25 protein-coding genes are annotated in these 26,646 nt (G+C 67.5%); 10 read left to right on the top strand and 15 right to left on the bottom strand.

The genetic code is table 11. From position 1 onward, the window contains the following. Entirely contained in the window at positions 1-1,242 is a 1,242-nt protein-coding gene (locus OHA70_RS34390) for a Gfo/Idh/MocA family protein (protein ID WP_328324889.1), read from the bottom strand. Positions 1,243-1,315: 73 nt separating this feature from the next. Here OHA70_RS34390 and OHA70_RS34395 point away from each other — a divergent pair, with 73 nt between their 5' ends. The 6 genes from OHA70_RS34395 to OHA70_RS34420 all read left to right on the top strand — a co-directional run bounded on the left by OHA70_RS34395 (position 1,316) and on the right by OHA70_RS34420 (position 8,701). Beyond that, a complete protein-coding gene (locus OHA70_RS34395; RefSeq protein WP_328324891.1) occupies positions 1,316-2,479 on the top strand; it encodes an ROK family transcriptional regulator in 1,164 nt (387 codons plus the stop codon). Between the two features lie 63 nt (positions 2,480-2,542). After that, entirely contained in the window at positions 2,543-3,790 is a 1,248-nt protein-coding gene (locus OHA70_RS34400; protein ID WP_328324893.1) for an ABC transporter substrate-binding protein, read from the top strand. Position 3,791: 1 nt separating this feature from the next. Next, positions 3,792-4,694: a carbohydrate ABC transporter permease gene (locus OHA70_RS34405; RefSeq protein WP_328324895.1), complete on the top strand. Its 903-nt coding sequence runs from the start codon at positions 3,792-3,794 to the stop codon at positions 4,692-4,694. After that, positions 4,687-5,496 carry a carbohydrate ABC transporter permease gene (locus OHA70_RS34410; RefSeq protein WP_328324897.1) on the top strand — a complete coding sequence of 270 codons (810 nt, stop codon included), beginning with the start codon at positions 4,687-4,689 and terminating at the stop codon, positions 5,494-5,496. Before OHA70_RS34405 ends, OHA70_RS34410 begins: the two co-directional genes overlap by 8 nt. 28 nt (positions 5,497-5,524) lie before the next feature. Then, positions 5,525-7,264: a DUF4832 domain-containing protein gene (locus tag OHA70_RS34415; protein WP_328324899.1), complete on the top strand. Its 1,740-nt coding sequence runs from the start codon at positions 5,525-5,527 to the stop codon at positions 7,262-7,264. Between the two features lie 18 nt (positions 7,265-7,282). Beyond that, complete coding sequence (locus tag OHA70_RS34420) at positions 7,283-8,701, top strand: DUF4832 domain-containing protein (protein ID WP_328324901.1); 1,419 nt, start codon at positions 7,283-7,285, stop codon at positions 8,699-8,701. 16 nt (positions 8,702-8,717) lie between these two features. Here OHA70_RS34420 and OHA70_RS34425 read toward each other — a convergent pair whose 3' ends face one another. Beyond that, entirely contained in the window at positions 8,718-9,185 is a 468-nt protein-coding gene (locus OHA70_RS34425; RefSeq protein ID WP_328324903.1) for a VOC family protein, read from the bottom strand. 152 nt (positions 9,186-9,337) lie between these two features. On the opposite strand from OHA70_RS34425, the gene OHA70_RS34430 reads away from it, so the two are divergent. Then, on the top strand, positions 9,338-10,177 hold the full coding sequence (locus OHA70_RS34430; RefSeq protein WP_328324905.1) for a helix-turn-helix transcriptional regulator: 840 nt from the start codon (positions 9,338-9,340) through the stop codon (positions 10,175-10,177). Here the strand turns inward: OHA70_RS34430 and OHA70_RS34435 are convergent. Together OHA70_RS34435 and OHA70_RS34440 are read right to left on the bottom strand one after the other, a co-directional pair. Next, positions 10,164-10,637, bottom strand: coding sequence for a winged helix-turn-helix transcriptional regulator (locus tag OHA70_RS34435; RefSeq protein ID WP_328324908.1), 474 nt, complete (start codon positions 10,635-10,637; stop codon positions 10,164-10,166). The genes OHA70_RS34430 and OHA70_RS34435 overlap by 14 nt on opposite strands. After that, entirely contained in the window at positions 10,634-11,872 is a 1,239-nt protein-coding gene (locus tag OHA70_RS34440; RefSeq protein WP_328324910.1) for an MFS transporter, read from the bottom strand. The genes OHA70_RS34435 and OHA70_RS34440 overlap by 4 nt, the downstream gene beginning before the upstream one ends. A 118-nt stretch (positions 11,873-11,990) precedes the next feature. On the opposite strand from OHA70_RS34440, the gene OHA70_RS34445 reads away from it, so the two are divergent. Beyond that, on the top strand, positions 11,991-12,707 hold the full coding sequence (locus OHA70_RS34445; protein WP_328324912.1) for an SDR family oxidoreductase: 717 nt from the start codon (positions 11,991-11,993) through the stop codon (positions 12,705-12,707). 5 nt (positions 12,708-12,712) lie between these two features. Here OHA70_RS34445 and OHA70_RS34450 read toward each other — a convergent pair whose 3' ends face one another. From OHA70_RS34450 to OHA70_RS34460, 3 genes are read right to left on the bottom strand one after another with little or no spacing between them, the layout of a single operon-like run. After that, on the bottom strand, positions 12,713-13,588 hold the full coding sequence (locus tag OHA70_RS34450; RefSeq protein ID WP_328324914.1) for a redoxin family protein: 876 nt from the start codon (positions 13,586-13,588) through the stop codon (positions 12,713-12,715). A 19-nt stretch (positions 13,589-13,607) separates the two neighbouring features. Then, complete coding sequence (locus tag OHA70_RS34455; RefSeq protein ID WP_328324917.1) at positions 13,608-14,048, bottom strand: hypothetical protein; 441 nt, start codon at positions 14,046-14,048, stop codon at positions 13,608-13,610. A 60-nt stretch (positions 14,049-14,108) separates the two neighbouring features. Further along, complete coding sequence (locus OHA70_RS34460; protein ID WP_328324919.1) at positions 14,109-14,732, bottom strand: VOC family protein; 624 nt, start codon at positions 14,730-14,732, stop codon at positions 14,109-14,111. Positions 14,733-14,883: 151 nt separating this feature from the next. On the opposite strand from OHA70_RS34460, the gene OHA70_RS34465 reads away from it, so the two are divergent. Next, positions 14,884-15,240, top strand: a complete 357-nt coding sequence (locus OHA70_RS34465; protein ID WP_328324920.1) for a hypothetical protein — start codon at positions 14,884-14,886, stop codon at positions 15,238-15,240. Positions 15,241-15,365: 125 nt separating this feature from the next. Beyond that, on the top strand, positions 15,366-16,814 hold the full coding sequence (locus OHA70_RS34470; RefSeq protein ID WP_328324922.1) for an alkaline phosphatase PhoX: 1,449 nt from the start codon (positions 15,366-15,368) through the stop codon (positions 16,812-16,814). A gap of 172 nt (positions 16,815-16,986) precedes the next feature. On the opposite strand, the gene OHA70_RS34475 is transcribed toward OHA70_RS34470, so the two are convergent. The 8 genes from OHA70_RS34475 to OHA70_RS34510 form a co-directional block, all read right to left on the bottom strand. Continuing rightward, positions 16,987-17,736 carry a class I SAM-dependent DNA methyltransferase gene (locus OHA70_RS34475; protein ID WP_328324924.1) on the bottom strand — a complete coding sequence of 250 codons (750 nt, stop codon included), beginning with the start codon at positions 17,734-17,736 and terminating at the stop codon, positions 16,987-16,989. Continuing rightward, positions 17,729-18,937, bottom strand: a complete 1,209-nt coding sequence (locus tag OHA70_RS34480; protein WP_328324926.1) for an MFS transporter — start codon at positions 18,935-18,937, stop codon at positions 17,729-17,731. Before OHA70_RS34480 ends, OHA70_RS34475 begins: the two co-directional genes overlap by 8 nt. A 3-nt stretch (positions 18,938-18,940) precedes the next feature. Continuing rightward, complete coding sequence (locus OHA70_RS34485) at positions 18,941-19,876, bottom strand: alanine racemase (RefSeq protein ID WP_328324928.1); 936 nt, start codon at positions 19,874-19,876, stop codon at positions 18,941-18,943. Between the two features lie 215 nt (positions 19,877-20,091). Further along, on the bottom strand, positions 20,092-21,453 hold the full coding sequence (locus tag OHA70_RS34490; RefSeq protein ID WP_328324930.1) for an NAD(P)/FAD-dependent oxidoreductase: 1,362 nt from the start codon (positions 21,451-21,453) through the stop codon (positions 20,092-20,094). Positions 21,454-21,523: 70 nt separating this feature from the next. Further along, on the bottom strand, positions 21,524-22,570 hold the full coding sequence (locus tag OHA70_RS34495; protein ID WP_328324932.1) for a ferritin-like domain-containing protein: 1,047 nt from the start codon (positions 22,568-22,570) through the stop codon (positions 21,524-21,526). A gap of 38 nt (positions 22,571-22,608) precedes the next feature. After that, positions 22,609-25,137 (bottom strand): DUF4153 domain-containing protein, encoded by a 2,529-nt coding sequence (locus OHA70_RS34500; RefSeq protein ID WP_328324934.1) that lies wholly within the window; start codon positions 25,135-25,137, stop codon positions 22,609-22,611. Beyond that, on the bottom strand, positions 25,134-25,826 hold the full coding sequence (locus OHA70_RS34505; RefSeq protein WP_328324936.1) for a response regulator transcription factor: 693 nt from the start codon (positions 25,824-25,826) through the stop codon (positions 25,134-25,136). Before OHA70_RS34505 ends, OHA70_RS34500 begins: the two co-directional genes overlap by 4 nt. 70 nt (positions 25,827-25,896) lie before the next feature. Continuing rightward, complete coding sequence (locus tag OHA70_RS34510; RefSeq protein ID WP_328324938.1) at positions 25,897-26,619, bottom strand: alpha/beta fold hydrolase; 723 nt, start codon at positions 26,617-26,619, stop codon at positions 25,897-25,899. Positions 26,620-26,646 lie beyond the last annotated feature (27 nt).

A 26,646-nucleotide genomic window follows, 5' to 3' on the forward strand; every position in this document is an offset into this window, starting at 1 on the left:
TCAGCGGCTCAGCGTGACGACCGTCCCGCTGGTCCGAGCTTCTTCGGCAGCCCAGACAACCCGATGCGTGGCGAGGCTCGCGCCGGCGTCAGTCGGCAGCAAAGTTGGGTCGCCGGTTTGGACCGCACGCAGGAAGGTCGCCGTGAGCTCCTGATCGCCGCCCCCATGCCCATCGCCATCGGCCTCCGGTACTGCGAGCAGCTCCTCCTCACCAGTCCGGAAATCCACCAATCGGATCGTCTGCCCGTCACCGTCGAGAAACCCATGCGTACCGAGAAGCCTCGTCCGGCGATGCTCCATCGGCGTGAACGCACTCATCGTGAACGAGCACGTCCCGCCATCCGGGAACTCCAGATTCACCACCTGGTGATCGACCACATCGTTGTCACACGCATAGACACACCGCCCGTACGGACCAGTCCGCAGCGCCTCGAGCACGCCGGCCTCGGTGCGCTCCTCCGTCACCGCACCCAACGGCCAGTAGTGCCGATCCGGATCGGCCAGGCAGTCGAGATAGAGCCGCTTCGCCGAGTACGGGCAGGAGGGCTCCAGCGGACAGTCGAGGCAACGCGGCGCCGCGCCCGCCGGACGCTCGGACGCCTTGAAATGGGTCAAACTCCCGAACGAGCTGACCCGCGCCGGTACCGCCCCGAACAGATGCACCAGCCAGTCGAGGTCATGGCAGGCCTTCGTGAGCAACATCGGCGCCGACGTGTCCGACCGCCGCCAATGCCCACGGACAAAGGAATGCGCCTGATGCCACCAGCCGACCGGCTCCAGGTGCTGGACATTCACGAGCCGCCCGATGCGACCCGAGTCGAGCAGGTCCTTCAGCATCCGCGTGTAGGGCGTGTACCGGAGTACGTGGCAGACGGCGAGGATGATCCCGTTGCGCTCCGCGGCACTCGTGATCGCGGCCGCCTCAGCCTCGGTCGTCGCCATCGGCTTCTCGAGCAGCAGGTGGTAGCCGAGATCCGCCATCCGCACGGCCGGCGCCATGTGCAGCTGGTCCTGCGTTGCGATGATCGCCGCGTCCGCCAGCTTCCCGGCATCGGCGAGGTCGGCCCAATCGGCGTACAGGCGATCGGGCGGTACTGCGAACTCCGCGCCGAGTGCGATCCGGCGACCCGGATCCGGTTCGGCGATCGCGGTCACCCGGGCGGCTCCGGAGGCGACGGCACTCCGGGCATACAGCTGTCCCCGGAGTCCGCCGCCGACCAGGGCTAGAGTCACGCTTGTCATGGATTCCTTTCCCCGAGATATAAAGGAGTCCATCATTATTGGCACCGATTCCGGCGAACCTCAAGGGGTGGCGATGACCGAGGAGCAGAGCGGTGGCGACCTGTCCCGGCTGCGGCAGCTCAACGCGATGGCGGCGATCAGAGCCTTGCGGGACGACAAACCGCTGACCCTGACCGAGCTGGCCAAGCGCACCGGGCTGTCCCGGGCCTCGACCGAGGACGTGATCCGCGAGCTGATCGGCCGCGGCTGGGTGGCCGAGGCCGAGCCAACCGCCGGTACGGTCGGGCGACCCGCGCGCCGCTACCGGTTCCGCGCGGACGCCGGGCGGGTGCTCGGCGTCGACATCGGCGGACATACGATCCGCGCCCTGGTCACCGACCTCGACGGCGAGGTGCTGCATTCCGCGACCGTCCCGGTAACACCCGAACTCGGCCGCAAGGAACGCCTAGCCGCCATCGACCGCTGCGTCACCACCGCCCTGGCCGGCGCCAGCACCACCCCAGCCGAGATCTGGTCCACAGGTGTCGCGACCACCGGCCTGGTCGACGGCACCGGCAAGGTCATGCTCTCCGACTCCCTGACCGAATGGACCGGCGTAGACCTAGCCGACCACCTGCGCCGCCTAGTCCCAGCGCCCGTCCGCGTAGAAAACGACAGCAAACTAGCCGCCCTGGCCGAATCCTGGCGAGGCGTAGCCCGCTATGCCAAAGACGTCGTCTTCCTCCTGGCCGGCGTCCGAACCGGCACCGGCCTGATCATCGACGGCAAACTCCACCGAGGCTTCGGCAACGCCGCCGGCGAAATAGGCGCCCTCCCCGCCATCGGCTGGCTAAAAGCCCCCGACCACCTCCGCACCTGGACCACCACCCACCACCCCACCAGCAACTCCCCCGCCCTCGCCCACCCCGACGAGTTTGGGGACGTGTTCGAGGCGGCTCGGCAGGGCGATCGGACAGCGGTCAAGGCTGTCCGCCGGTACACCCGGGACATCGCCGTCGGCGTCTCAGCGTTGATCCTGACGCTCGACCCGGAGTTGCTGGTGATCGGCGGTGGGTTCTCCCGCTCCGCCGATGTAGTCATCGAGCCGCTGCGCGGCGAGCTTGATCGGTGGTGTTTGCGGACGCCGGAGATCCGGATCTCGACCTTCGGCGACGAGGGTGTCGTGCTCGGAGCGGTCCGGTTGGCGCTCGAACAGGTCGAGACGAGCATGTCCGAGGGCGCTAACCCCTTGACATAATTTCCATGGACTCCATGATTAGTCCCAATCACCGGGATGTTGTCTGGAGGACCCAGGATGCGGATGTCGAAGAGGCTGAGCGCGCTGCTGCTCGGCGGGCTATTGGCGGTTTCGGCCTGTTCGGGCGGCGGCGACGACAAATCGGCGGCCGACCCGAACGCGAAGGTCACGCTGTCGTACGGCGTCTGGGACGCCAACCAGAAACCGGTGATGGAGGCGCTCGCCACCGACTTCACCAAAACCCACCCGAACATCACCATCCAGGTGCAGCTCACCCCCTGGGCCGACTACTGGACCAAGCTCAAGGCCAGCGTCACCGGCGGCGCCGCCCCGGACGTCTTCTGGATGAACGGGCCCAACTTCCAGCTCTACGCCTCCAACAAGGTGATCGCGCCGATGCCCGGCGAGGCCGACCTCTCGGTCTACCCCAAGCCGCTGACCGACCTCTACACCTTCGAGGGCAAGCCGTACGGGCTGCCGAAGGACATGGACACCGTCGGCGTCTGGTACAACAAGGCGCTCTTCGACGCGAAGAAGGTCCCGTACCCCAAGGACGACTGGACCTGGGCCGACTTCCAGGCCGCCACGGCCAAGCTCACCGATGCCGCCAAGGGCATCTACGGTACGGCCGCCCAGCTGGGCAGCTTCCAGGAGTACCAGTACGACACGATCGCCCAGGCCGGCGGCTACGTCATCTCGCCGGACGGCAAGAAGTCCGGGTACGACGACCCGAAAACCATTGCCGGGTTGACGTTCTGGACCGACCTGATCAAGAACAAGCAGTCGCCCGATCTGAAGACGATGACCGACACCACCCCGATCCAGCTCTTCGAGGCGGGCAAGATCGCGATGTACTGGGGTGGCTCCTGGAACGTCTCGGAGTTCACCGCGAACACGTACACCAAGGGCAAGGTCGACGTCGCCCCACTCCCCCGCGGCGAGAAGCAGGCGACCATCATCCACGGTGTCGCGAACGTCGTCTCGGGCAAGACCGAGCACCCCGACCAGGCCTGGGAGTTCGTCAAGTACCTCGGCTCGAAGGACGCGGCCGAGATCCTCGGGCAGAAGGGCCCGATCCCGGCGTACAACGGAACGCAGACCGCCTGGGTCAAGGCGCATCCCGAGCTCAAGCTCCAGACCTTCCTCGACTCGGTCAGCTACGCCGTACCGTTCCCGGTCTCGAAGAACACGGCCGCCTGGAACGAGGCCGAGCTGACGTACCTCACCAAGGCCTGGACCGGTGCGGAGCCGACCGACAAGGCCGCCACCGAACTCGCGCAGGCGATGAACTCGCTGCTCGCCAAGGAGTGAGATGCGGCGACCCGGGTCTGTGAAGGAGGCTCTGTGGGGGTACGCGTTCATCGCCCCCACAGGGCTCGGGATCGCGATCTTCTATCTCTGGCCGGTGCTGCAGACCGCGTACTTCTCCCTCACCGAATGGGGCGCGTTCGGCGGCCACACCTGGACCGGGATCGACAACTACCGCCGGCTGGGCAGCGATCCCGAGGTCGGCCGCGCGCTGGTCAACACGCTCAGCTACACCGGGCTCGGCCTGCTCAGCATCCCGCTGGCGATCGGCTTCGCGGTCCTGCTCAACCGGAAGGGCATGCGGTTCGTCGGCCTGTACCGGACGTTGTTCTTCCTGCCCGTCGTCACGATGCCGGTCGCGATCGCGATGGTGTGGCGGTGGCTCTACAACGGTGACTACGGACTGATCAACTACCTGCTGTCCCTGATCGGGATCGACGGCCCCAACTGGGTCGCCGATCCCGCGACGGCGCTGTACGCGTTGGTCGTGGTCGGTATCTGGGCCAGCGTCGGGTACAACCTGATCATCTTCCTGGCCGGTCTCCAGGCGATCCCCAAGGAGTACTACGAGGCCGCCGCGATCGACGGCGCCGGAACGTGGCGCCAGTTCTTCCACGTCACACTGCCGTTGCTGTCGCCGACCGCGTTCTTCGTCTCGGTCGTCTCGGTGATCGGATCGCTGCAACTGTTCGATCTGGTCTACGTGATGGCGGGAGCCGGGGCCGGCGCCCGGGCGAACCCGGCGTTCCCGCGGCTCGAGACCGTCGTCCAGCTCTTCTACGACCGGGCCTTCGTCACCAACGACCGCGGCTATGCGGCCGCCATCGTGATGATGCTGCTGCTCCTGATCGTCGTGCTGACCGCGATCCAGTTCCGGTTCCAGAAGAGGTGGGTGCACTATGCGTAAGAACTTGCCGGTGCACACGATCCTGATCGCCTCGGCGCTGGCGATGGTGGCGCCGTTCATCTGGCAGATCATCACCTCGCTCAAGTCGTTGAGCAGTGCAACGAGTGTGCCGCCGTCGCTGTTGCCGGAGGGGCGCTGGGACAATTACAGCAAGGTTTTCCAGGTACTTCCGTTCGGCCACCAGTTCCTCAATACCGTGCTGATGGCCGGGTTGCGCACGATCGGCCAGGTGCTGTTCTGCTCGATGGCCGCCTATGCCTTCGCCCGGTTGCGCTTTCCCGGCCGGAACGTGCTGTTCGGGATTCTGCTGTCGGTGCTGATGGTTCCGCCGCAGCTGTTCATCATTCCGCAGTACCAGATCATGTCGTCGCTCGGTTGGCTCAACTCGCTGCAGGCGTTGGTGGTGCCGGGGCTCTTCAGCGCGTTCGGGGTGTTCCTGATGCGCCAGTTCTTCCTCGGGCTGCCCAAGGAACTCGAGGAGGCCGCGGCGATCGATGGCGCTGGGCCGGTACGGATCTATTGGTCGATCGTCTTGCCGCTGGCTCGGCCGGGGCTGGTCGCGCTCGCGCTGCTCGTCCTGTTGTGGTCCTGGAACGACCTGTTCTGGCCGCTGGTCGTCAACACCGACCCCGACAAGATGACGCTCTCGGCCGGACTCGCCTCGCTGCAAGGGCAGTTCCAGACTGACTACCCGGTACTGATGGCCGGCTCGCTCCTAGCGTCCCTCCCGATCATCGCGATCTTCACGTTGCTGCAACGCCAGTTCATCCAAGGCATCGCCACCACCGGAACCAAAGGCTGACCCATCTGACTGGAAGGACCCACCGCCCATGAGGTCTCTGAAAGTACTCGCCGGCGTCGTCGCCGGGACCCTGCTCGCCGGCCTTGTCGCCACGTTGCCCGCCTACGCCACGATCAGCGGCCAGTCCGCGACCAACACCTCGACGACCGTCACGTACCAGTTCAGCTACACCGGCGCACCGACGTACGCGCGGACCTACATCGACACGGATCGGAGTGCGTCGACCGGCTTCGCCACGAGCGGGGTCGGGGCGGATTACCTGCTGGAGAACGGCAGCCTGTACCACCACAACGGCGGCGGCTGGAGCTGGACTCTGGTCGGGGCGGTCACCTTCTCCAGTACCGGTGGAGTCGCTCGCTGGACGGTGAATCGGTCGAGCATCGGCGAGACCGCGACTCCGAACGATGCGGATCTCGTCTTCCAGGTGGAGAGCCCGTTGGAGACGTCGGCGAAGTACACGCACATCTACAGCGGCGGGGGCGGTGGTACCGGCGATGTGACCTACACGGCGTCGACCGACAACTTCGCCAACCCCGAGCGCGGGCTCTACCACCACACCGGCGACTGCGACAAGACCGACCTCTCGCTCGCGACGCTGCAGAGCTACCGGACCAGCCAGGGCATCTCGCTCGTCATGTGCGTCTTCTACCTTGCGGAGTACAAGAACTCGGCGATCGCGCAGTCGGCGCTGGACCAGCTCCAGCAGCAACTGACGACCGTACGGGCTGCTGGGCTGAAGATGGTGCTGCGCTTCGCGTATACGACTTCGACCGCCGGCGATGACGCTCCGCTGAGCCGGGTGCAGTCGCATCTTGATCAGCTCGCGCCGTACCTGAGTAGCAACAAGGACGTCATCGCGGTCATGCAAGCTGGCTTCATCGGCGCCTGGGGTGAGTGGTACTACACGCAGAACTTCGGCAACGCCGGCACCGTCAGCACGACCGACTGGGCCAACCGCAAGGCCGTCGTCGACAAGATCCTCAGCGTGCTTCCGTCCGACCGGATGGTCCAGCTCCGCGCGCCTGCGATGAAGCGGACGATGTACTCGACCAGCCCGGTGGCGGCCGGCTCGGCCTACAACGGCTCGGCGCTGTCGCGGCTCGGGCACCACAATGACTGTTTCCTGGCCAGCCCGGACGACTTCGGGACGTACCAGAACACCGCGGTCGAGTATCCGTACCTGCAGTCCGACACGACCTACGTCGCGATGGGCGGCGAGACGTGCGGCTCGAACCCGCCGCGGTCGAGCTGCCCGACGGCGCTGAGTGAGCTCGCTCAGTTCCACTGGTCCTTCATCAACACCGACTACGAGCCGACCGTACTCAACTCGTGGAACACCGGCGGCTGCCTCGCCGACGTCACCAAGCGCCTCGGCTACCGCTTCACCTTGCAGACCGCCACTCTCCCGACGACCGCCACCCGAGGCGGCAGCCTGCCGATCTCGATCACCCTGCAAAACAACGGCTTCGCGACACCGTACAACCCGCACAACCCGCAACTCGTACTCCGCAACACGTCCACCGGTGCCGTCACAGCCCTGGCCCTGAGCACCGACCCGCGCAAGTGGACGGCTGGCGCGACCACCACGATCTCGCAGACGCTCACCGTCCCCGCGAGCCTCCCGACGGGCTCCTACGCCCTGCTCCTCAACCTCCCCGACCCGCAGCTGTCCAGTCGCCCCGAGTACTCCGTGCGCTTCGCGAACCAGTCCACCTGGGAAGCAGCCACCGGCATGAACTCGCTCCTGCGCACCATCACCGTCAGCTAGCCCAAGGAGTCCCCCCTCGTGAAACGATTGCTCGCAGCCATTGCTCTGATGAGCTTGGCCTTACCGACCCAGGTCGCCGTTGCCCACGGCAATGGATCGACCACCCGGACGTACACCGCGTCCACCGACGTGATCGCCAACCCCGAACGCGGTTTCTACCACCACACCGAGACGCACTACTACGCCGACGGCTCGGGCTACGTGCCGCTCGACAAGACGACCCTGCGCAACTTCCGCACCCAGGAGAACGTCACCCAGATCCTCCGCGTCTTCTACCTGGAGAAGTTCTCCGGCCAGGACAAACTCGACAAGCCCTACCTGGACAAGGTCCGCGCCGACTTCACCACCATCCGCGCCGCCGGCGTCAAGGCGATCGTCCGCTTCGCCTACGCCCTGCCCGGAGAAGGCTGGCCGCCTCCCACACCGTACGGCGATGCGCCACTGGCTCGCGTCCTGAAGCACATCAACCAGCTGACCCCGATCCTGCGCCAGAACTCCGACGTGATCGAGCTGGTCCAGGAGGGCTTCATCGGTTTGTGGGGTGAGGGCTACTACACCGACCACTTCTCCGACCCCAACGACCCGAGCATCGTGACCGACCAGAACTGGACCGACCGCAAGGCCGTGACCGATGCGCTGCTCCGGGCACTCCCCCGCGACCGGATGATCCAGGTGCGGACGCCCTACATGAAGCAACGAACGTACGGCGTACCGACCGGCACCGCCGGAGCCCTCACCGCCCAGCAGGCCTACAACGGCTCTGCACTAGCGCGGATCGGCCACCACAACGACTGCTTCCTGGCCAGCCCCGACGACTTCGGCACCTATCTCAGCGACCCGATCGAACTCGACAAGGACTTCGTAGCCCAGGACAGCAACTACCTCCCCCAAGGCGGCGAGACCTGCGCCGTCAACTCCCCCCGCTCCGACTGGCCGTCGGCGTCCGAGGAGATGGCGCGGATGCACTTCTCCTTCCTCAACACCGACTACAACCACGACGTCCTGGACACCTGGGGCGACGGCCTAACCACCGCCAAGAAACAACTCGGCTACCGCTTCACCCTCCTGAACGGCACCTTCACCAACTCCACCCGCCCCCACGGCAACGTCTCCGTCACCCTCAACCTCCACAACGACGGCTGGGCCGCCCCGTACAACCCGAAGAAGGTCCGCCTGATCTTCCAAGGCGACCACCACACCTACAGCGTCCCGCTCACCACCGACCCGAGGCGCTGGGCCCCAGGCACGACCACGACACTCGCCCAACAGGTCCGCGCACCCGCAGTGCCCGGTAAGTACAAGCTCCTTCTGAAGATCTCAGACCCTCAGCTGTCCAACCGGCCCGAGTACTCCGTGCAGCTGGCCAACCAGGGCACCTGGCAGCCCACCACCGGTACCAACGACCTCGGCCAGACGATCACCGTCACCCACCGCTGAGAGAACGCTGCCCGGCTCAAGCACCTGCGCCGGGCAGCTTCTCGGACAGCTCGATCATGTTGCCCCACGGATCGCGGAAGAACGCGAGCCGGCGGCTGATGTCCTCGATCTCGAACGGCTCGCCGACGAGCCGCACTCCTCGGCGAGCCAGTTCGGCGACCGTCGCGTCGACGCTGTCCACGTGCAGGCAGATGTGCTGGTAGCCGCCGTACCCCAGGCTGACCGCCAGGTCGTCGGTGGGCTCCTTCGGGAACGGGATCGGTCCAGCGAGCAACTCCAGGTGGAAGTCGTCGTCGTTGGCCGGGCTGAGATAGGCCAGCTTCAACTCTCCGTACGGCCATTCCTGCAGAACCCGGAAGTCGAGCTTGTCCAGGTACCACTGCTTGGCCGCCTCGAAGTCCGGCACCCGGACGCCGACGTGGTGGCCGCCGAACGAGGCGAACGGGCTGGCGGGATTCTTCGGCGGGTTGCTCGGCATCGGCATGAGGACACTCCAGATCGACAATGGTTGATGTCCCCAGCCAAGCCGCCCGGGTCGTCCCGCTGAAGCCTCTGCCTGGCACCGGTCAGACCAGGTCTGGCAGACCTACCCAGACCGTCGCGGCCATCGCGGGCGTCGCGCACAATGGACCCACGATGACCGAGCTCAGTGAGTTTCTCCGCTCTCGCCGGGCGCAGCTGACGCCGCCGGACGTAGGACTGCCGTGGAACGGGGAGTCCCGTCGGGTGAACGGCCTGCGGCGTGAAGAGGTCGCCGTGCTCGCGGGCGTGAGCGCCGACTATTACACCCGGCTGGAGCAGGGCCGCGCCCGGAACGTCTCGGAGCAGGTACTGGCCGCCGTTGCCGACGCGCTGAGGCTGACCGAGCTGGAACGCAAGCACCTGTACGACCTGGCCCGTCCTGCGACGGGTGGAGCGAACGCGGGGACGAAGGCGCCCAAGGCAAGGGTCGCCGTGCAGATGATGCTGGCCGCCCTTGACCCGGTTCCCGCGGTCATCCACGGGCCGCGGCTCGAGGTGGTCGCGATCAACCGGATGGGCAGCGTGCTGATCGATGACTTCGACGCGATGCCGCCCGCCGAGCGGAACATGGCACGCTGGATGTTCGTCAACCCGAAGGCACGCGTCGTCTACCCCGATTGGCCCGAGGTCGCCGCCCAGATGGTGGCGATCCTGCGGGCCGCCGTCAAGCCCCGGACGCCGGACCCCGCCCTGACCCGGCTGGTCGACACCTTGCGGGAGGAGTCGGCCGAGTTCGCCCGCTGCTGGTCGGAGTACAAGGTGTTCCAGCACACGCACGGGACCAAGCGGTTCCACCACGACGCCGTCGGTGAGATGGAGATCAACTACGAGTCGCTCGTACCACCTGATGACCCCCAGTTGTCGCTGATCATCTACACCGCCGCCACCGGTTCCCCCTCCGAGGAGAAGCTCAAACTGCTGAGCAGTTGGGCGGCGACTGTCAGCGCCAGATGAGTTGGTCGGCGGGGCTGCCGGGGACGGGTTCGAAGGTTACGTCTTCTGGGGGTACTTCGTTGCCGTTGGCATCTATGAAGCCTACGGAGACCAGTTCGCCGGTGCGGGTGTTGCGGCGGAGGACGGTGGGGCCCTCTTCGCGGGGTTCGTAGACGTCGCCCCATTGCTGGAGGGCGGCGAGGGTGAGTTTCAGGTCGGTGCCGGCCTGGGTCAGGTGGTAGGAGGAGCGGGTGCGTTCGCCTTCGGCGCGGTAGTCGCGCTTCTCCAGGACGCCTGCCTCGACGAGGGTGTGCAGGCGGTCGGTGAGGATGTTGGGGGCGATACCGAGGATCTGCTTGAACTCGGCGAAGCGGGTGTTGCCGCGGTGGGCCTCGCGCAGGATCAGGACCGACCAGCGGTCGCCGATCACCTCCAGCGTGCGAGCGATCGAGCACGTCGGCCGGGTCGTCTCAGTCTTCATTGCACCTCCGCCTCCAAGTTACTCCGTACTGCGAGCAACGCCGCCACCCCAAACGCAAGAACTGTAAGCACCCCGATCGCCAGCACCCCCAACAGCAACGCCGTACTCAACCCAGACGCTGTCGCGATCGCCCCGAGCGAGAGAGCAACCGCGCCCTGCCCGATGTAAGCCACCAAGTAGACCGCGGAGACGGTCCCGCCCCGGTGATGTGCCGGCGCGTGGGTGGCGACGAGCCCCAACCCGCCGGAGAACAACAGCCCGTAGCTGATTCCACCCAGCAGGCTGGTCAGGACGAACAGAACCAGCGAGTGCGTCCTGGCCGAGACCTCCAACAGCACCAACGCACTAGCGACGAATCCGGTACCGACGAGGACCTGCCGGCCAGCCGCAAAGCTGCGCGTGAGGATCGCGGTCACCCCGCCGGTAGCGGACAAGATCGCGAGCACCAGCCCAGTGACGAAGATGTTCGTCGAGCCGATCAAGTCACGGGCGAGCTGAGCACCCAAGGCCAGGAACACCGTGCCGAACGCGAACGACGTGGTCACCGCAAGCGCCGCAGCCGCGTACACCAGCCGAATCCCCTTAGGCACCCTGATCGGACGCGGACGCCACCGGCCCTGACTCTCATCCTTCGTGTGCCGCGGCATCATCCACACGAACGGGAACACCAGACCGATCACGCCCACCAACACCCAGAAGTCCAAGTGCCGCGGCGCCGGACCGTACTGAATCAAGCCCCCGCCAACGATCGTCGCCAGCGACAGCCCCACCGTCGTCGCCGCAGTCGTCACTGACGACGCACGCGCCGCCTTCCCGCGAGCGCTGAACTCAACCGCCGCAGCCGTCGCCGGCGCCAGTGCCAGACCGACACCAACTCCCATCAACGCGCGGCCGGCATAAACCCAGCCCACCGACGGAGCGACCGCGAAGAACAGCACCCCAGCCAGCATCGAGCCCAGGCCGTACAGCATCGTCGTACGCCGGCCGATGTAGTCGGACAGCTGTCCGAAGACCAGCAAGAACACGACCAGCACGATCGGATAGACCGCGAAGATCGCCGTCGTGGCCGTCGGCGTCAGATGCCAGGTCCGCGCGTACAGCGGGTACGTCGTAGTCGGCGCCGCGCTCGTCCAGAGGCTGAGCCCCGCGACGGCCGCCGCCGTCCAGAAGCTCGCCTTCCGGCTCAGCGTGCGCGGTTCCCGCGCGGTCACAACAGGCAGTTCGAGTGTGGTCATGCCACCCACAACACCTGAATATCAATTTGCAATCCAGCGAGCGGCGTGACACCGCTCACACCGGCGCCGGATTCTGTGCGAGCCTGTTCGTCCCCGACCCGCAGTGAATGGAGCAGAGATGACCGAGCTGGACGGTCAGGTAGTCGTAGTGATCGGCGGCAGCCTGGGCATCGGGCTGGAGACCGCCCGACGGGCCCGGGCCGAGGGCGCGAAGGTGATCATCACGGCGCGCAACGCCGAGCGCCTCGAGGCGGCAGGCCAGGAGATCGGCGCCGAGACCGCCGCCTTCGACGCCACCGACTTCACCCAGTTGACGACCTTCTTCAACGGCCTGCCCACCCCGATCGACCACATCCTCGTCACCGGCCCAGGCCCGTACTACGCTCCGCTGCCGGAACTCGACCTCGACCGGGCCCGCGAGGATCTGGAGTCGCATCTCCTGCTCCCGATCCAGCTCGGCAAGCTCGCGATCGGCAAGGTACGACCAGGCGGAACGCTGATCTTCATGGGCGGCACCGGCGGCAGGAAGAGCGCCGCCGGCATGTCCGTCATCGGCGCACTCACCGCCGCGGGACCCGCCCTCACCAGGAACCTCGCCGTCGAGCTAGCCCCGATCCGGGTCAACCTGATCGCGGCCGGCTTCGTCGACACACCCCTGTCGGCGACGCTGCTCGGCGATCAGCTCGACGCCCGGCGCGAGCAGCTCCGCACGACGCTCCCGATCGGCCGGGTCGTCGGTCCCGAGGACATCGCCAACCTGGCCGTGCACCTGATGACCAACACCGCTCTCACCGGCGGCACGTACGACATCGACGGCGGCCAGCAACTCGTCTAGAACCCTCAGCCGAAAGTGAACACGTACGCCTCGGCGCCGGCTTCGGCGAAGGTGACCTCGACGGTCCGGTCCCGCACCGGGCCGTCCTGCCGGATCAACTGGTACATCCGGCCGGCCTCGAGCAGACCGTTGCCCTGAGCATCGACATCCACCCCAGCGGCCACGCCGGGAGCCTCGCCATCAAGGGTGACCCGGAACGGAATCGGATCGGGCCGTCGCGACGACAGCACCAGGTGCGCATCCCTGGCATGGAAGCGGAAGGCGATGCTGCCACCGGCCTTCTCCAGTACGACGTACTCGCGCTCGACCGTCCAGTCGCCGGTGAGCCCGTCGATCGGCTCGCCACGGGTGTAGCCGAGGTACGTCTCGGGAGTACGCAGCTGGGCCCAATCCGCCGCGGCCTCCACCCCGACGCCCTCGACCTGGACGGGCTCGCGCTCGATCCCCAGCAGTTGCTGGATGACGCGTTCGGATTGGTCGTACCGGCCCTCGCCGAAGTGGTGGTCCCGGATCTTGCCGTCGCGATCCACGAAGTACAACGCCGGCCAGTAGTGGTTGGCGAAGGCGGTCCAGATCCCAAAGTCGTTGTCGAGGGCAACGGGATAGTCGATCTCCCGCTCAGCGACCGCGAGCCGCACCCGGTCGAGCTCGTGCTCGAAGGAGAACTCCGGCGTGTGCACCCCGACCACAACAAGCCCGTCATCGCGGTAGGCGCGCGACCAGGCCCGGACGTACGGCTCGGTGCGCAGCCAGTTGATGCAGGTCAGGGTCCAGAAATCCACCAGTACGACCTGACCGCGCAGCGCGGCCAGGTCCAGCGGTCCCGAGTTCAGCCAGGCCGTGGCCCGATCGAACGACGGCATGTGCGTCCCTGCGAACATGACCCACCTCCCGGACTGGTCAGCCCCTGCGCTCGATCGCCCGGAGCGTCTTGTCGAATGCCTTGCCGAGGACGTTCTTCCCGGCGACTGTCAACAGCAACCCCAGCGCCTTGCCCTTGAGGCCCATGCCTTCCCGGGCGACAACGACCGCGATGTCGGTCTTGCCGTCCGGCCGCTCGGTCAGCGTGTACTCGTGGCCGGAGCCCGGGCCCCACAGGTTGGACTCGGTGGTCTTGAGCACGATGTGGTGCGGGTCGGTCCAGTCGTAGGACAGCCGCTCCCAGATACCGTTCGAGCCCTCGGTGACGTCGGCATGACCAGGGCTCTGGTCGTGCACCTTCAGGTAGCCGTCGGCGCTGTTGCCGAAGAGGTCGCTCCGGCCGGGGCCGAAGTCGGTGAGGCCGGCGATGAACTGCTCGGGTGTCGCGGTGGTGGTATCGGTGAAGCGAATTGTCGCCATGCTCGTACCATACCGGCGGCGAGGCGGCCTGACGGCCGCCTCGCCACTGCCGGCCGGGAGCTACTCCGGCAGGTCTGCGCCGGACTGTTCGGCGACCATGTAGGCGGCGTACCAGGCCGGCCACTCGTCATCGTGTTCGCCCGTGCGCTTCTCGTGTTCGCCATGGGCGGTCGCGGCCCGGATCAGGGCGTCCTGAACGTCCTGCACCGAGGCGTACGTCGTCTCACCGGAGTCGATCCGCCCGGGAAGGCGCTTCGTGATCTCCTGCAGCAGCCAGGTGTTGCCGTCCGGGTCACTGAAGGTCGCGAAGGAGCCGTAGCTGGCCGCGTCCACGGCCCGGCCATCCTCCCGCCCCTCGCCGTCCGCCGCGAACTGGGCACCGGGCGCCACGCTGTGGAACACCTCGGTGACCTTGGCTCCCTTCGCCAGCAGCTCCGCGCGAGCGGCCTCGATGTCGGAGACGACAAGGTAGAGGCCCTGGGCAGAACCGGCCGGCGCCGAGGTGATCTTCGACCCGAACTGTACGGACGCCGGCGAACCCGGCGACGTGAACTGCACGACCCGGAAGCCGTTGTCGAACGCGAAGTCGGCGTCGAGCCGCCAGCCGAGCTCGCTGTAGAAGGCCTTCGCCCGGTCGACATCGGTGACCGGGATGACAACTGCTTCCAGCTTCAGATCGCTCATTACTTCCTCCTGAGTAGGACTGCTACTACAACCCTCCCGTTCCAGCCCTACTCTCGCACCAGTGCCTCACCCTGGTCATCGCCCTGGCTCCCAGGCATCGGAACCATCGCAAGGCTGGCGGGGTAGGTGTTGTAGGCGCATCATCGGCTGTATGGGGTGGTACGTCGTGCGGATCCGGGTGCGGATGGGCTGGCCCGCGTCGGCGTCCGACCTGCACGCCACCCGGTACGCCGGCCGCCGGCTGCCCTGGCCGATGCGGTTGCGCTCCGACCTCTGCTTCGTCCATGGCGATGTCGAGTTCACCCTCCGGACCCGGAGCCAGACGCCCACGATGGCGATCCAGCAGGTCCGGCTCGCCCTCCCGATGCTGCGCCTGCGTCGCGAGACCATCCAGCAGATCGACGTACGGCGGATCCATCCGCTCCCCTCGCACCGGGATCTCCTCGCCAGCTGGACGCCGCCGCCGACCCGAAAAGGGCTCGAAAATCGACGCTCCGTCGGCCGCTGAACTCAGCCCGTCACCAAATACACCCGGACTGCTCGAAGGTGGCGATCGTGAGCTGATTGTTCAGCTGCTGTTTGCCTTGGGCAGTGAGGATCGGCGGTCACGTCCAGGATCCAAGGAGCACCGCAATGTCTCTCGATCGTCGTTCAGTCCTCCGGGGTGCCGCTGTCGGCGCCACCGGGGTCGGTTTCGCCGCCGTCGGCGCCGTCCCCTCGCTCGCCGAGGCGACCCCCGGGCCCGCCGAGGGCGGCTCGCGACCGTTCCCGACCAACCGCCCGTTCCCGCCACTGATGGACGACCCCAAGGGTCTGCTCGCGCTGCCCCCGGGCTTCAAGTACACGGTCGTCACGCACGCCGGCGAGACCAAGCTGAAGAGCGGCCAGCCGACTCCGACACTGCACGACGGCACGGCGGTCTTCGGCAACGGCACCAAGCAGTACACGCTGATCCAGAACCACGAGATCAGCGCCAACGACCCGCTCGGCGTACCGCAGATCGCCGGCACCGTCTACGACTCGGGCGTCGGCTCGGCCGGTGGCTGCACCGTCATCTCGGTCGACCGCGACGGCACCAACCACGGCGAGTGGGTCGGTATCTCCGGCACCCTCACCAACTGCGCCGGCGGCCCGACGCCGTGGGGCACCTGGTGGACCTGTGAGGAGACCGAGAACAAGGCCAACGGCACCACCCGGCTGAAGGACCACGGCTACGTCTTCGAGGTCTGGACCGACGGCAAGACCGCGCACCCGGTGCCGCTGAAGGCGCTCGGCCGGTTCGCCCACGAGGCGGTCGCGGTCGATCGCGACAAGCAGCACGTCTACCTGTCCGAGGACGCCTCCGGCCCGAACGGATCCTTCTACCGCTGGACCGCCCCGGCCGGCTACCGGCTCGGCAAGGACAGCTGGAAGGACCTGCAGGACGTCAACTTCGGCACCCTCGAGGCGATGGCGATCCTCAACGACGACGGCAAGCCGATCCCGGACGTCGCGTACCTGACCTCGGCGCAGCTGCTGCGTCCGTTCCGGGTCGCCTGGGTGCCGGTCCCCGACCGCGACGCCGTCTCGGTCTCCGCCCGCAAGCAGTTCACCGACGGCCAGGTCACCCGCGGCAAGAAGTTCGAGGGCGTCTACGGCACCCACGACGGCGTCTACGTGGTCAACTCGTTCGCCAAGATCGGTACCACCGACATCCCGGCCGACGGTGTCCCGCACGAGGGCATGATCTGGTTCTACAACTACAAGCACCAGACCATCCAACTGGTCACCTACTTCCCGGCCAACCCGGCCGCCGACCAGGGCGCCAAGGCGAAGTACGACGACTTCAACTTCGACGCTCCGGACAACGTGACCGTCACCCCGTGGGGCTCGCTGATCCTGGCCGAGGACGGCCTGGCCAGCAGCCACGTGCTGAGCTCGGTGCCCGGCGGCCCGACCTACGCGATCGCCCGCAACATGCTCAACGACTCCGAGTTCACCGGCCCGACCTTCTCCGAGGACGGCAAGGTGCTCTTCGTCAACATCCAGACCCCCGGCATCACCCTGGCCATCACCGGCCCCTGGCGCGACTACCTCGGCTGATCACCAGCTGAGGTCGAAGCCGGCGGAGTCATCCATCGCGATGCCCCGCCGGCAAGGCCGGCGCGGATTAGGGGCGTCGGCGATTTCGAGGTCAGTGGCGGGTTTTGGTGCCGCTGGCGTGAAGCTTGCCGCCAGCGGCCCGAAAACCTGCCAGTGGCTGGGACTCTCGCTGTCAGGCCGGTTTGCGGGAGATGACGAAGACGTGCCGCAACTCGTCGGGCACCTCGTCGAGTGGGGTGAGCAGGTCGTCCTGGGCGGCCAGGTAGGTATCGACCCAGCCCGCGTCGGCAACCAGCTTCAGCAGATGATCGACCGGTACGACGATGTTGGTCATCGTGGTTTCGAACCGGTCGTACCGGCCGTCCTCGGCCCGGACGACTCCGGAGATGCGGTAGAAGCCGACGCCGGCGCTCTCGTTCAGCGCGCCGCGGAACAGCAGCATCGCCTCTTCGGTGTCGCGGATCTGGACCGTGTTCATCCCGCGCAGTCCCGCGACGGTGGCGATGTCGAAGGCGAACAACCCGCCTGGTGCGACGGCGTTGTACACACACTGCAGGTAGGCCGCGATCCGGTCCAGGTCCGGCAGGTGGTTCGGGATGTCGTAGGTCGACACAGCGACCGGGAACTGCACGTCGACGGTGAAGTCCGCCGCATCCCCCTCGATCAGCACCGCATCATCGCCGAGCCTCTCCCTGGCCCGGGCGAGCATGGCCGGCGACATGTCCAGGCCGGTCACCGCTAAGCCTGCCTGCATCAAATGCTCAGCCACGATCCCAGTGCCGCAACCGACGTCGAGTACGCGGCGGGCCTCGGGAGTCAACGACTGCAGCAGTTTCAGCAGCGACTGCGCGGACTTGGCCGGGTACGGGCGCCAGAACTGGTCGTAGGCCTGGGCGAATCCTTCGACGTATCCCTCACTCATGGGCGGACTCCAAGGTCTTGTCGGGGAGGTGAAGCCGGACGGCCGGGTTGGCGAGCGCGCCCGCCGCGGCCACGATCATCAGGCCGCCGAAGAGCAACAGTCCGGTCGCCGGTCCCAGGCCGGTGGCAGCCAGACCGGCGACGACCGCTGCGACGGGTTTCAGCGAGAGGGCGAACAAGTACTCGTACGAACTGACCCGCGACAACGCGTCGGCGGGGACCTCGGTCTGCATGATGGTGTCCCACAGAACGCCGAAGACATCCGTCGCGATGCCCGCGCAGATCGCCGCGCCGACGATGACCGGCAACGGCGCCCGGAAGCCGAGAGCCAGCAGCGGAAGCGCCAGCAGCAAGGCGAACAGCAACGACGTCGGCAAGGGACGCGCCGGCTTGAACCTGATCGCCACCACGACACCGGCCAGCATCCCGACCGCGTAGCCGGCCAGTACCAGCGACCAGGCCAACGCACCGCCGAGCCGGTCCTTGGCCAGCGCCGGACCGAGCACACCGAAGGAGGCCGTCGATGCGGCGTTGATCAGTCCGGCCGCCGCGACGGTGGTCCACAACCAGGACCGGCTCGCGAACTCACGCCAGCCCACCCGCAGGTCGCCCACCAGATCACGGCGCCCGGCGCGGACCGTACCGGGCAACCGGAGCGCGCTCAGCAGCCCGGCCGCGACGAGATAGGTGGCCGCGTCGACCGCGAGCGCGACGCCGGGTCCGAGCCACGCGACGGTTGCCCCGGCCGCGACCACGCCGGCGATGCGAGCCGAGTTCGTGCCCAACCTGAGCCGCCCGTTGGCGCTTTGCAGCGAGTCGGCCGGCACCAGGTCAGCCACCGTTCCGGTCAGCGACGGCAGTAGCAGGGCGGAGGCTGCTCCGGCGACGAAGGCAGCAGCGCACAATCCGAGGATCGGTGCGTGCCCGGTCAGCAGCATGGTCGCCAACGCGGCATAGGCGATGCCCGACACGAGTTCGGCCAGGACGAGCACGCGGTACCTGGGGAATCGGTCGCCGATCACACCGCCCAGCAGGAGCAACGCCAACTGGGGAACGCTTTGCGCAGCCAGTACTACGCCCAGCGTCGCCGGCGTGGTACCGGGCAGCGAGAGAACTCCGAACGCGAGCGCGATCGGCCCGAACGAGTTGCCGAGCACGGACACCGTTCGCGCGCTGAGGAAGAGCCAGAACCGCGTCGGCACCGGCTACTCGCGATCAGGTCTGCCGCGCGGCAGCCATCGGTCGACCACTGTGTCACCGTCGAGCACGGTGAGCTCGACCTTGGCACGCATCAGGTTCTTGGCCAGCGGGCAGACGTGGCCGGGCAGCAGCCGGTCGTTCAACGGCACCGACACCACCTCAGGAGCCCAAGGCTGGCCGCAGGCGGTCAACAGATCCGGGCGATCGCTCGCCACGCTGATGGCGACCTCCTTCAGCTCGCACGCGCCCGCTGCAGCCAGTCCGCCGTCCAACGTCGCGTAGGCGCCGGCGACGATCTCGGTGATGCCGTCGACGAGGAGCGCGCCCGCGGCGGTCGGAGTACCACCCGCGCTCACCACCGGGCAGTCGATGCCGTCAGCCTTGATCGACTCGGCGACCTCGACCAACTGCTCGGCGTGACGTTGCCCGAGCGCCGCGAAGTCGACGATGTCCTGCGGTGTTTCGGGCCCCTGGTAGCCGGTCACCCCGTCCAGCCGCACGCCCGGAGTGGCCGCAACCAAACGGGCCAGCGGGAGGACATCAGCTACCGGTGTGTGCCGCAGGTCGATCCGCGCGCCAACCTGTACTCCGGCGGCGGCAGCCACTCGTCCGAGCCCCGTGATCGTCTCCGCGGTGTCGACGTGGACAGCGAAGTACTCGAGTTCACGGGCGGCATCGACGTACAGGGGCCAGCGCCACGGCTCCTGCCAGGGCCACGCCACCACAACGTCGGTCACTCCCGCCTTAGCCAGGTCGAGAGCGGCCTGCGCGGAGTGGACGGCAATACCCACGGCACCGGCCGCAAACTGCCGCACTGCCAGCTCGGTGGTGCGATGTGCCTTGAAGTGCGCTCTGGTCACGCGGCCGGCGGCCGCCACCTGGTGGTGGAAGCGCTGCAGGTTCTGATCGAGCTGCTGGATGTCGACGGAGACGGCGGGCATCGGTCCTCGCACGGTCGACCGGTACCAACGGATACCGGGTGCCTTGACGACTGCGCCCGGGGCCGGAGCCACCGGGCGCAGCGCCCTGCTTCAGGGTCCAGCGACGGGTCAGCTCTCTTCTGGCGGCTCGATGCAGCGCATGACGCCCCCCTCCCTGTGGTCCGAGTCGGAGGCTCGGAGTCTAGGTCAGCCGTTCACCGCCCGTAAGGCCTTGATCACGGCAAATTCTGAGCAGTTTTCGCCGTACCGCGGTCAGCGGCTTTCCTCGGCAGGTCCTCGGCCAGGAACGCGTCTCGCGGGTGCTGGACCGAGGCGAGCGAGACGATGTCGCGACCGAACAGGAAGCCGGTCAGCCAGATCGCGGCCACCCGGATCTTGCGTTCCCAGGTCGGCACCGCGAGCACGTGGTAGCCGCGGTGCATCAGCCAGGCGGGCAGACCCTTGATCACCAGGCGGCGGTACTGGAAGATGCCGCGGCCGAGTCCGAGGGTGGCGACCGAGCCGAGGCTGTGGTGCACGTAGTTCTTGGGCTCGCGGCCGCGGAGTACGGCGATGATGTTCTTCGCCAGCAGCTTGCCCTGCCGTACCGCGTGCTGCGCGTTCGGCACCGTGAGAGCGCCCGGGATCTCCGACGCCAGGTCGGGAACCGCTGCGTCGTCGCCGGCACCCCACGCGTCCGGAATCACCTCGTCCTTCGTACCGACGCGAAGGTCGGCCCGCACGCTGAGCAGGCCACGCGCGTCGATCGGCAGGTCGGTGTGGCTGCGGACCATCGGGTTCGCGGCGTTGCCGGCCGTCCACACCATCAGCTCGGTGTCGAACTCCTCGCCGGTCGACAGCACCACATGACCGTCGGTGGCCGAGACGATCTGGCTGTTCAGGTGGACGTGCCCGCCACGCTTCTCCAGCGACCGCACCACCCACTGTCCTGGTACGTCAGTGACCTCGGGCAGGATCCGGCCCGCCGCCTCGATCAGATGGAACTGCAGCTCGCTCGCGTCCAGCTGGGGATACGACTTCAGCAAAGAGGTTGCCAGCGACAACAATTCGCCGAAGCCCTCGACGCCGGAGAAGCCACCACCGACGAACGTCACGGTGAGCAGCCGGCTGCGGAGCGGACCGGGCTCGAGGACAGCGGCCTGGTCGAAGGCGGTCAGCAGCCGGTCACGGATCGCCACCGCTTCCTCGACGTGCTTCATGCCGATCGCCTGCTCGGCCACGCCCGGGATCGCCAGCTTGCGCGTGACGGCGCCGGCGGTGACCACGATGATGTCGTAGTTCAGCTCTACGTCGGGCCCGAGCGACGGCCGGACGGTCACCGTCTTGTGCCGATGGCAGATCGCGGTGACCGTGCCCGCCAGGATCCTGGTCCGCTTGAGATGCCGCCGCAGCGACACCGCCGCGTGCCGGGCCTCGATCGACCCGGCCACCACCTCGGGCAGGAACGGTTGGTAGGTCATGTAGGGACGCGGATCGACCAGTACGATCTCCGCCTCACCCCGCCGGAGCTTCTTCTCCAGCTTCCAGGCCGTGTAGAAGCCGGCGTACCCGCCACCAACCACCAGGATCGTGCGCACGTTGTCCTCGACTCTCTAGGTCTCTCTAGTAAAGACCAGATAGCCCTCCTGGATGTGACAGCGCAATGGGTCAGGCGCGGAGTTCTGGCTCGACGTATTCGAAGGTCGGTCCGGCGGTGTATCCCTCGGCATCGGGCATCGCCATCAGGGCCTGGGCCTTGCCCTTGAGCTGGTACATCATGCCGGTCGCCGTGCGGAGCAAGGACGGTTCGCCGTTGGTTGCCTGCTCCAGGAGTTGCAGCAGGTTGCAGTAGATCCCGTTGAACTCCTCCTGCGCCTGCCGGATCGGGCTGTCCAGGCCGTGGTCGGCCAGTCGTGAGTTGGGGCGTACGGGCTGTACGCCGGTGTAGTCGACCGCGACCGGCTCGCCCGTCGGGCCGGACTCGGGCGTGTCACCGCGCTGGTACCGCCGCCCGAGCTTGAGCTCCTGGAATCGGAAGTAGTGCGCGACCTCGTCCCGATCGCGGTGGAAGATGTCGTGGTCGCCGTCCCAGACCTCGCCCCGCGACGTGCCCTCGCCCTGCTCGACAATCTCCTCGAGCGCGGCTAGGGCCGACTCGAGATCGGTGACCGGGTTCAGTGCGCCGGCGCTGTGCCCGAAGTGATCCGCGGTCAGCTGCCGCGCCGGATCACCGGTGAAGACCTTCTCCTCGCCGAATTGGTCGCACAGCTCGCGCAACCCCAGTTCGATCGCGTCGTAGAACTGCCCGATCGTCTCGTACTGATCCCCCTCGGCCGGCCCACCGTGCGGCGCCGGCAGCTCCAGCCGGAGGAACATCTCGATCGCCTCCGGCCCGAACGGAACCAGCGACAACTCCAGCGCCGGGGCAGCGTGCGGCAGCCGCCGTGGATGGCGGGGCAGCATCTCGCGCGTGTCCAACTGCGGGTGACCACCGACGGCGTTGAGCAGGTTCGCCGCGAGCGCGAGGTGGATCATCTCCTCGACGAAGACGCTGCTCACCACCTGGACCGCGTCCGGGTTCTTGTTCTCGTCGAGCGAGTACAAAGCAGTCATGTACGGCGGTAGCGTCGCGTGCTCCAGCTCGACCGCCCACTGCAGATGCTGGCGAAGGCTCTCCAGCGTGTCGATCCGGGCTCCTGCGGAGACATCATTCATGGAAACTTAGACAGAGCAGCCGCACCGGCTGTGACAGCTCAGCGGGGAGCGCAGACCGCTGTCGTGTTGCTGGGGTGTGCGTTCAGGAGGGGGCGGGCGCGGTGGCGGCCGTAGTTGAATTCGAGCCAGTCGTCGTTGCTGGTCTCGTGGCCTTTGAGGGCGCAGTTGGCATCCTGGGCGGGGAGTTTGGCGAGGACGGGGACGGCGTCGTCTGAGAGGCCTTGTAGGAAGACCCAGTCGACCTTTCCGGTGGCGGTGTAGCGGTCGACGTTGTGCTGGGCGATCCAGGCGTCGGGGTTGATCGCGGCCAGGCCGAGCAAGAGGGTGGCGCCGCTGAGGAGGGCCGCTCGGGGTAGCCAGGTTGCCTTGAGGGTTATGCCGGTCACGATCACACCGACCACGAGCAGGCCGAGCCAGCCTTCGAAAACGTCCACCAGCAAGCGTAGTTGGGTGAAGCCGTAGGCCTCTTGGTAGAGGTGCATGCGGTAGAGGGCGGAGGCGACGACGACCAGGGTCAGCACGCAGAGTACGCCGAGGGAGCCGCGCAACCAGAGGACGTCGGCGGGCGTAGTACGGGGTGCTTTGCGGGCTGCTGCCCAGACGACGAGCAGGGTGAGGGCGGTGGCGACGGTGAGTTGGCCGAAGCCTTGGTGCACGTACTCCGCGTAGGTGAGGCCGGTGATGCGTTCGACGTACTCATGGCCGCCGAAGCTCGCCGTTGCCTGGGCGATGAGGAAGACGAGGAAGACGGCGTCGACGAGCAGTACCGGCGCCAGCCACTCGTAGCGGCGGGCGACCGGACGTACGGGGCGGGTGGCGGTCTCGACCTTCGGTGGGTTCAGGCCCAGGTACGTCGCTGCCAGCACGATGCCGCCGATGAAGACGGTCAGGAAAGCCCGCAGGACAAAGGAATCGAGGTTCAGGTCCGGGATGATCGCGCCCGCCCACTTCTTGAAGAGCGCGTCGGCGGACGCGAACAAGAGCCCGAAGATGAGGACGCCGAGGACGGACCAGATGACGGTACGTACCGCCGCCGCGCTCTTGCGCAGGCTGGTGACGGCTTGCAGGGAACGTCCGAGCCAGGGCAGGCCGCGCAGTCCGGCCAGCGGCAGCGAGATGCCGGCCAGGATGAACGCGGGCGTGCTCCGGCCGTTGACGAGCCCGGCCACGCAGAGCACGCCGCTGGCCAGGATGGAGAGGATCACGATCCACTCGGCGTCGCGGACGACGGTGGTGAGTGCCAGGAGCGCACAGAGCACCGCGCAGGCCTGGGTGAAGCGCGAGCGGCGGTTGGCGGCGAAGGTCAGGATCACGCCGCCGGCGGCGAGGATGACGATGGCATACCCGATGCCCATGTCGCGGAACGGCAGGACGATCCCGGCCAACAGCCCCGCCGCAAGGCTGTAGAGCACGGCCCGCACGTTGCCGGGAATCCGCGCATCAGGCCAGAACTTCCCGAACAACGCATCCATCGGAGACTCAGGCCCGGGGGGCGCTGCAGGTGTAGGAGTGATGACCGGTTGGGACATGACGGGCTCCTCGGCCTTGGTCGAGATCTGACGATGTTCTAGTGGTTTACGCGGGAGGTCGACGCGGACTCGGGCGCCGGTGGTCTCTGATTCGACGAAGTGGATGGTGCCGCCGTGGAGGTCGGTGACCCAGCGGGCGATGGCGAGGCCCAGGCCGGTACCGCCGCCGCCCTCGGTCTCGGCCAGCGTGCCGAAGCGTTCGAAGACGCGGTCCCGATCGGCGACCGGGATACCCGGTCCTTCGTCGGTGACCTCCAACCGCCAACCCTCGGCGGTCGCGAGCGCCACCAGCCGGACTACTCCACCGGCCGGACTGTGCCGGGACGCGTTGTCGAGCAGGTTCGCGACCAGTTGATGCAGCCGAGACAGATCGGCCGGCACCGTGAGCCAGGTCGGCGTGACGCTCACGTCGTACCGGACCTCGCGACCCGAGACCTTCGCCTCCGCCACGGCCTGCTCCAGCAACTCCCCCACCGCGACTTCGGTGGTCGACAGCTTGGCCTTGCCCGCGTCGACCCGGGCGAGGTCGAGCAGATCGGAGGCGAGCGCGGCCAGCCGCTCGGCCTGGTCGAGCGCAGTACGGAGGGCGACCGGATCCGGCTCAGCCACGCCGTCGACCAGGTTCTCCAGTACTGCGCACAGCGCCGCGAGCGGAGTACGGAGCTCGTGACTCACATTCGCCACCAGCTCGCGGCGCTGCCGGTCGACGGCTGAGAGGTCCTCGGCCATTCGGTTGAACGCCCGAGCCAACTCCCCCACTTCATCGCTCGAAGTCGCCGTCACCCGGGCGGAGTAGTCGCCGCGAGCCATCCCCCGAGCCGCCGCGGTCATCTCCCGCAGCGGCGAAGTCATCCCGACCGCCAGCAACTGAGTCACCCCGAGCGCCAGGGCGACCGTCACCGGAACCGTTAGCCAGAAGGGCACGCCGCCGACAGCACCGGTCGCCGCGAGGATCGACGCCACGGTGACGCTGACCGCGACGAGCAGCCCGAGCTTGACCTTGACCGACGTGACCTGGTTGAGGATCGGCGAGCTCATGCGCCCGGCTCCAACGCATAGCCGACGCCATGCACGGTACGGACGCGGTCGGCGCCGATCTTCGACCGGAGCGCCTTCACATGACTGTCGACCGTGCGGGTCCCGGAGGCACCCGGCCAGCCCCAGACTTCGGCGTACAGGTTCTCTCTGGTCAGTACGACGCCGGGGCTGGCGGCCAGGCAGAGCAGCAGATCGAATTCGGTCGGCGTCAGGTGTACCTCGGTCTCCGCGACCCAAACCCGCCGCGCTGCAGCATCGACGCGCAGGTCACCGAGGTCAGTGGTCGTCGGTCGGTTGGCCAGCTCAGCGGCACGATCGACCCGGCGCAGCAGAGCACCGACGCGGGCCACCAACTCCCGCATCCGGAACGGCTTGGTCAGGTAGTCGTCGGCACCGACGCCAAGGCCGACCAGGATGTCCGCTTCGTCGTCGCGAGCGGTCAGCATCAGCACCGGTACCGGCCGCGCGGCCTGGATCCGCCGGCACACCTCATGACCGTCGAATCCCGGCAGCATCACGTCGAGCAGCACCAAGTCCGGTGCCGTCTCAGTGAACTGCGAGACCGCGCCGGGCCCGTCCCATGCCTGGACGACCTCGTACCCCTGGCCGCGCAACCGATCGGTGACCGCCTGGTTGATCACCGGCTCGTCCTCGACCACGAGGATCCTGGCCCCTGCGCTGACTGACATAGCTTGAGACTAGGAGTCCACCTGGTCGGGAGTGGCGGACGACTCGTGAAGGTTTTGTGCAGGTCCCACCTCAACCCGCGACGGCGTCGACCGCCTCGAGGATCGTCGCGGCGACCGCGGCCGGCTGGGAGACGCTCAACGCGTGCGATCCGCCGGGGACCTCGCGAGTACCGCGGGAGCCGGCCCGCTCGGCGAAGTACCGGTGGGCTGCGACCGGGATGTTCAGGTCCTGGTCACTGATCACGAACCACGAGGGGATGGTCGTCCAGGCCGGCTTCTCGGTCGGCAGGGCATCGGTGAGCGCAGCCTGGGTGACCGGCCGCTGAGTGGCAGCCATCAGCGCGCCCTGCTCGGCGGACACATCCGCGCAGAACTGGTGATGGAACAGCTCCGGCTTGATGGCCAACTCGTTGCCGCCGGTGGCCACCGGGTAGGCGTTGAGCGCCTCGCCCAGCGTGCTGCCGGGGAATTTGCCGGACAAGTCGAACGCATTCTCCCCATGGTCGGGCGCGAAGGCATCGACGTACACGAGCCCGACGACCGCATCGTTGCCGGCGCCTGCCTCGGTGATCACGAAGCCGCCGTACGAATGCCCGACCAGTACTACGGGCCGCCCGATCCCCGCGATGACGTCGCGCACGTAGGCCGCGTCCCCGGCGACGCTGCGCAGCGGGTTCGCCACGGCGACCGCCTCGATCGACTTCGCCTGCAACTGCTGGATCACACCGTTCCAGCTCGCCGACTCGGCGAACGCTCCGTGGACGAGTACGACGACCGGTTTCTGCTCACTCATGATCTGTTGCCTTCCTCTGGCTGAGCC

Source organism: Kribbella sp. NBC_00382, assembly GCF_036067295.1.
Classification (GTDB): Bacteria; Actinomycetota; Actinomycetes; order Propionibacteriales; family Kribbellaceae; genus Kribbella.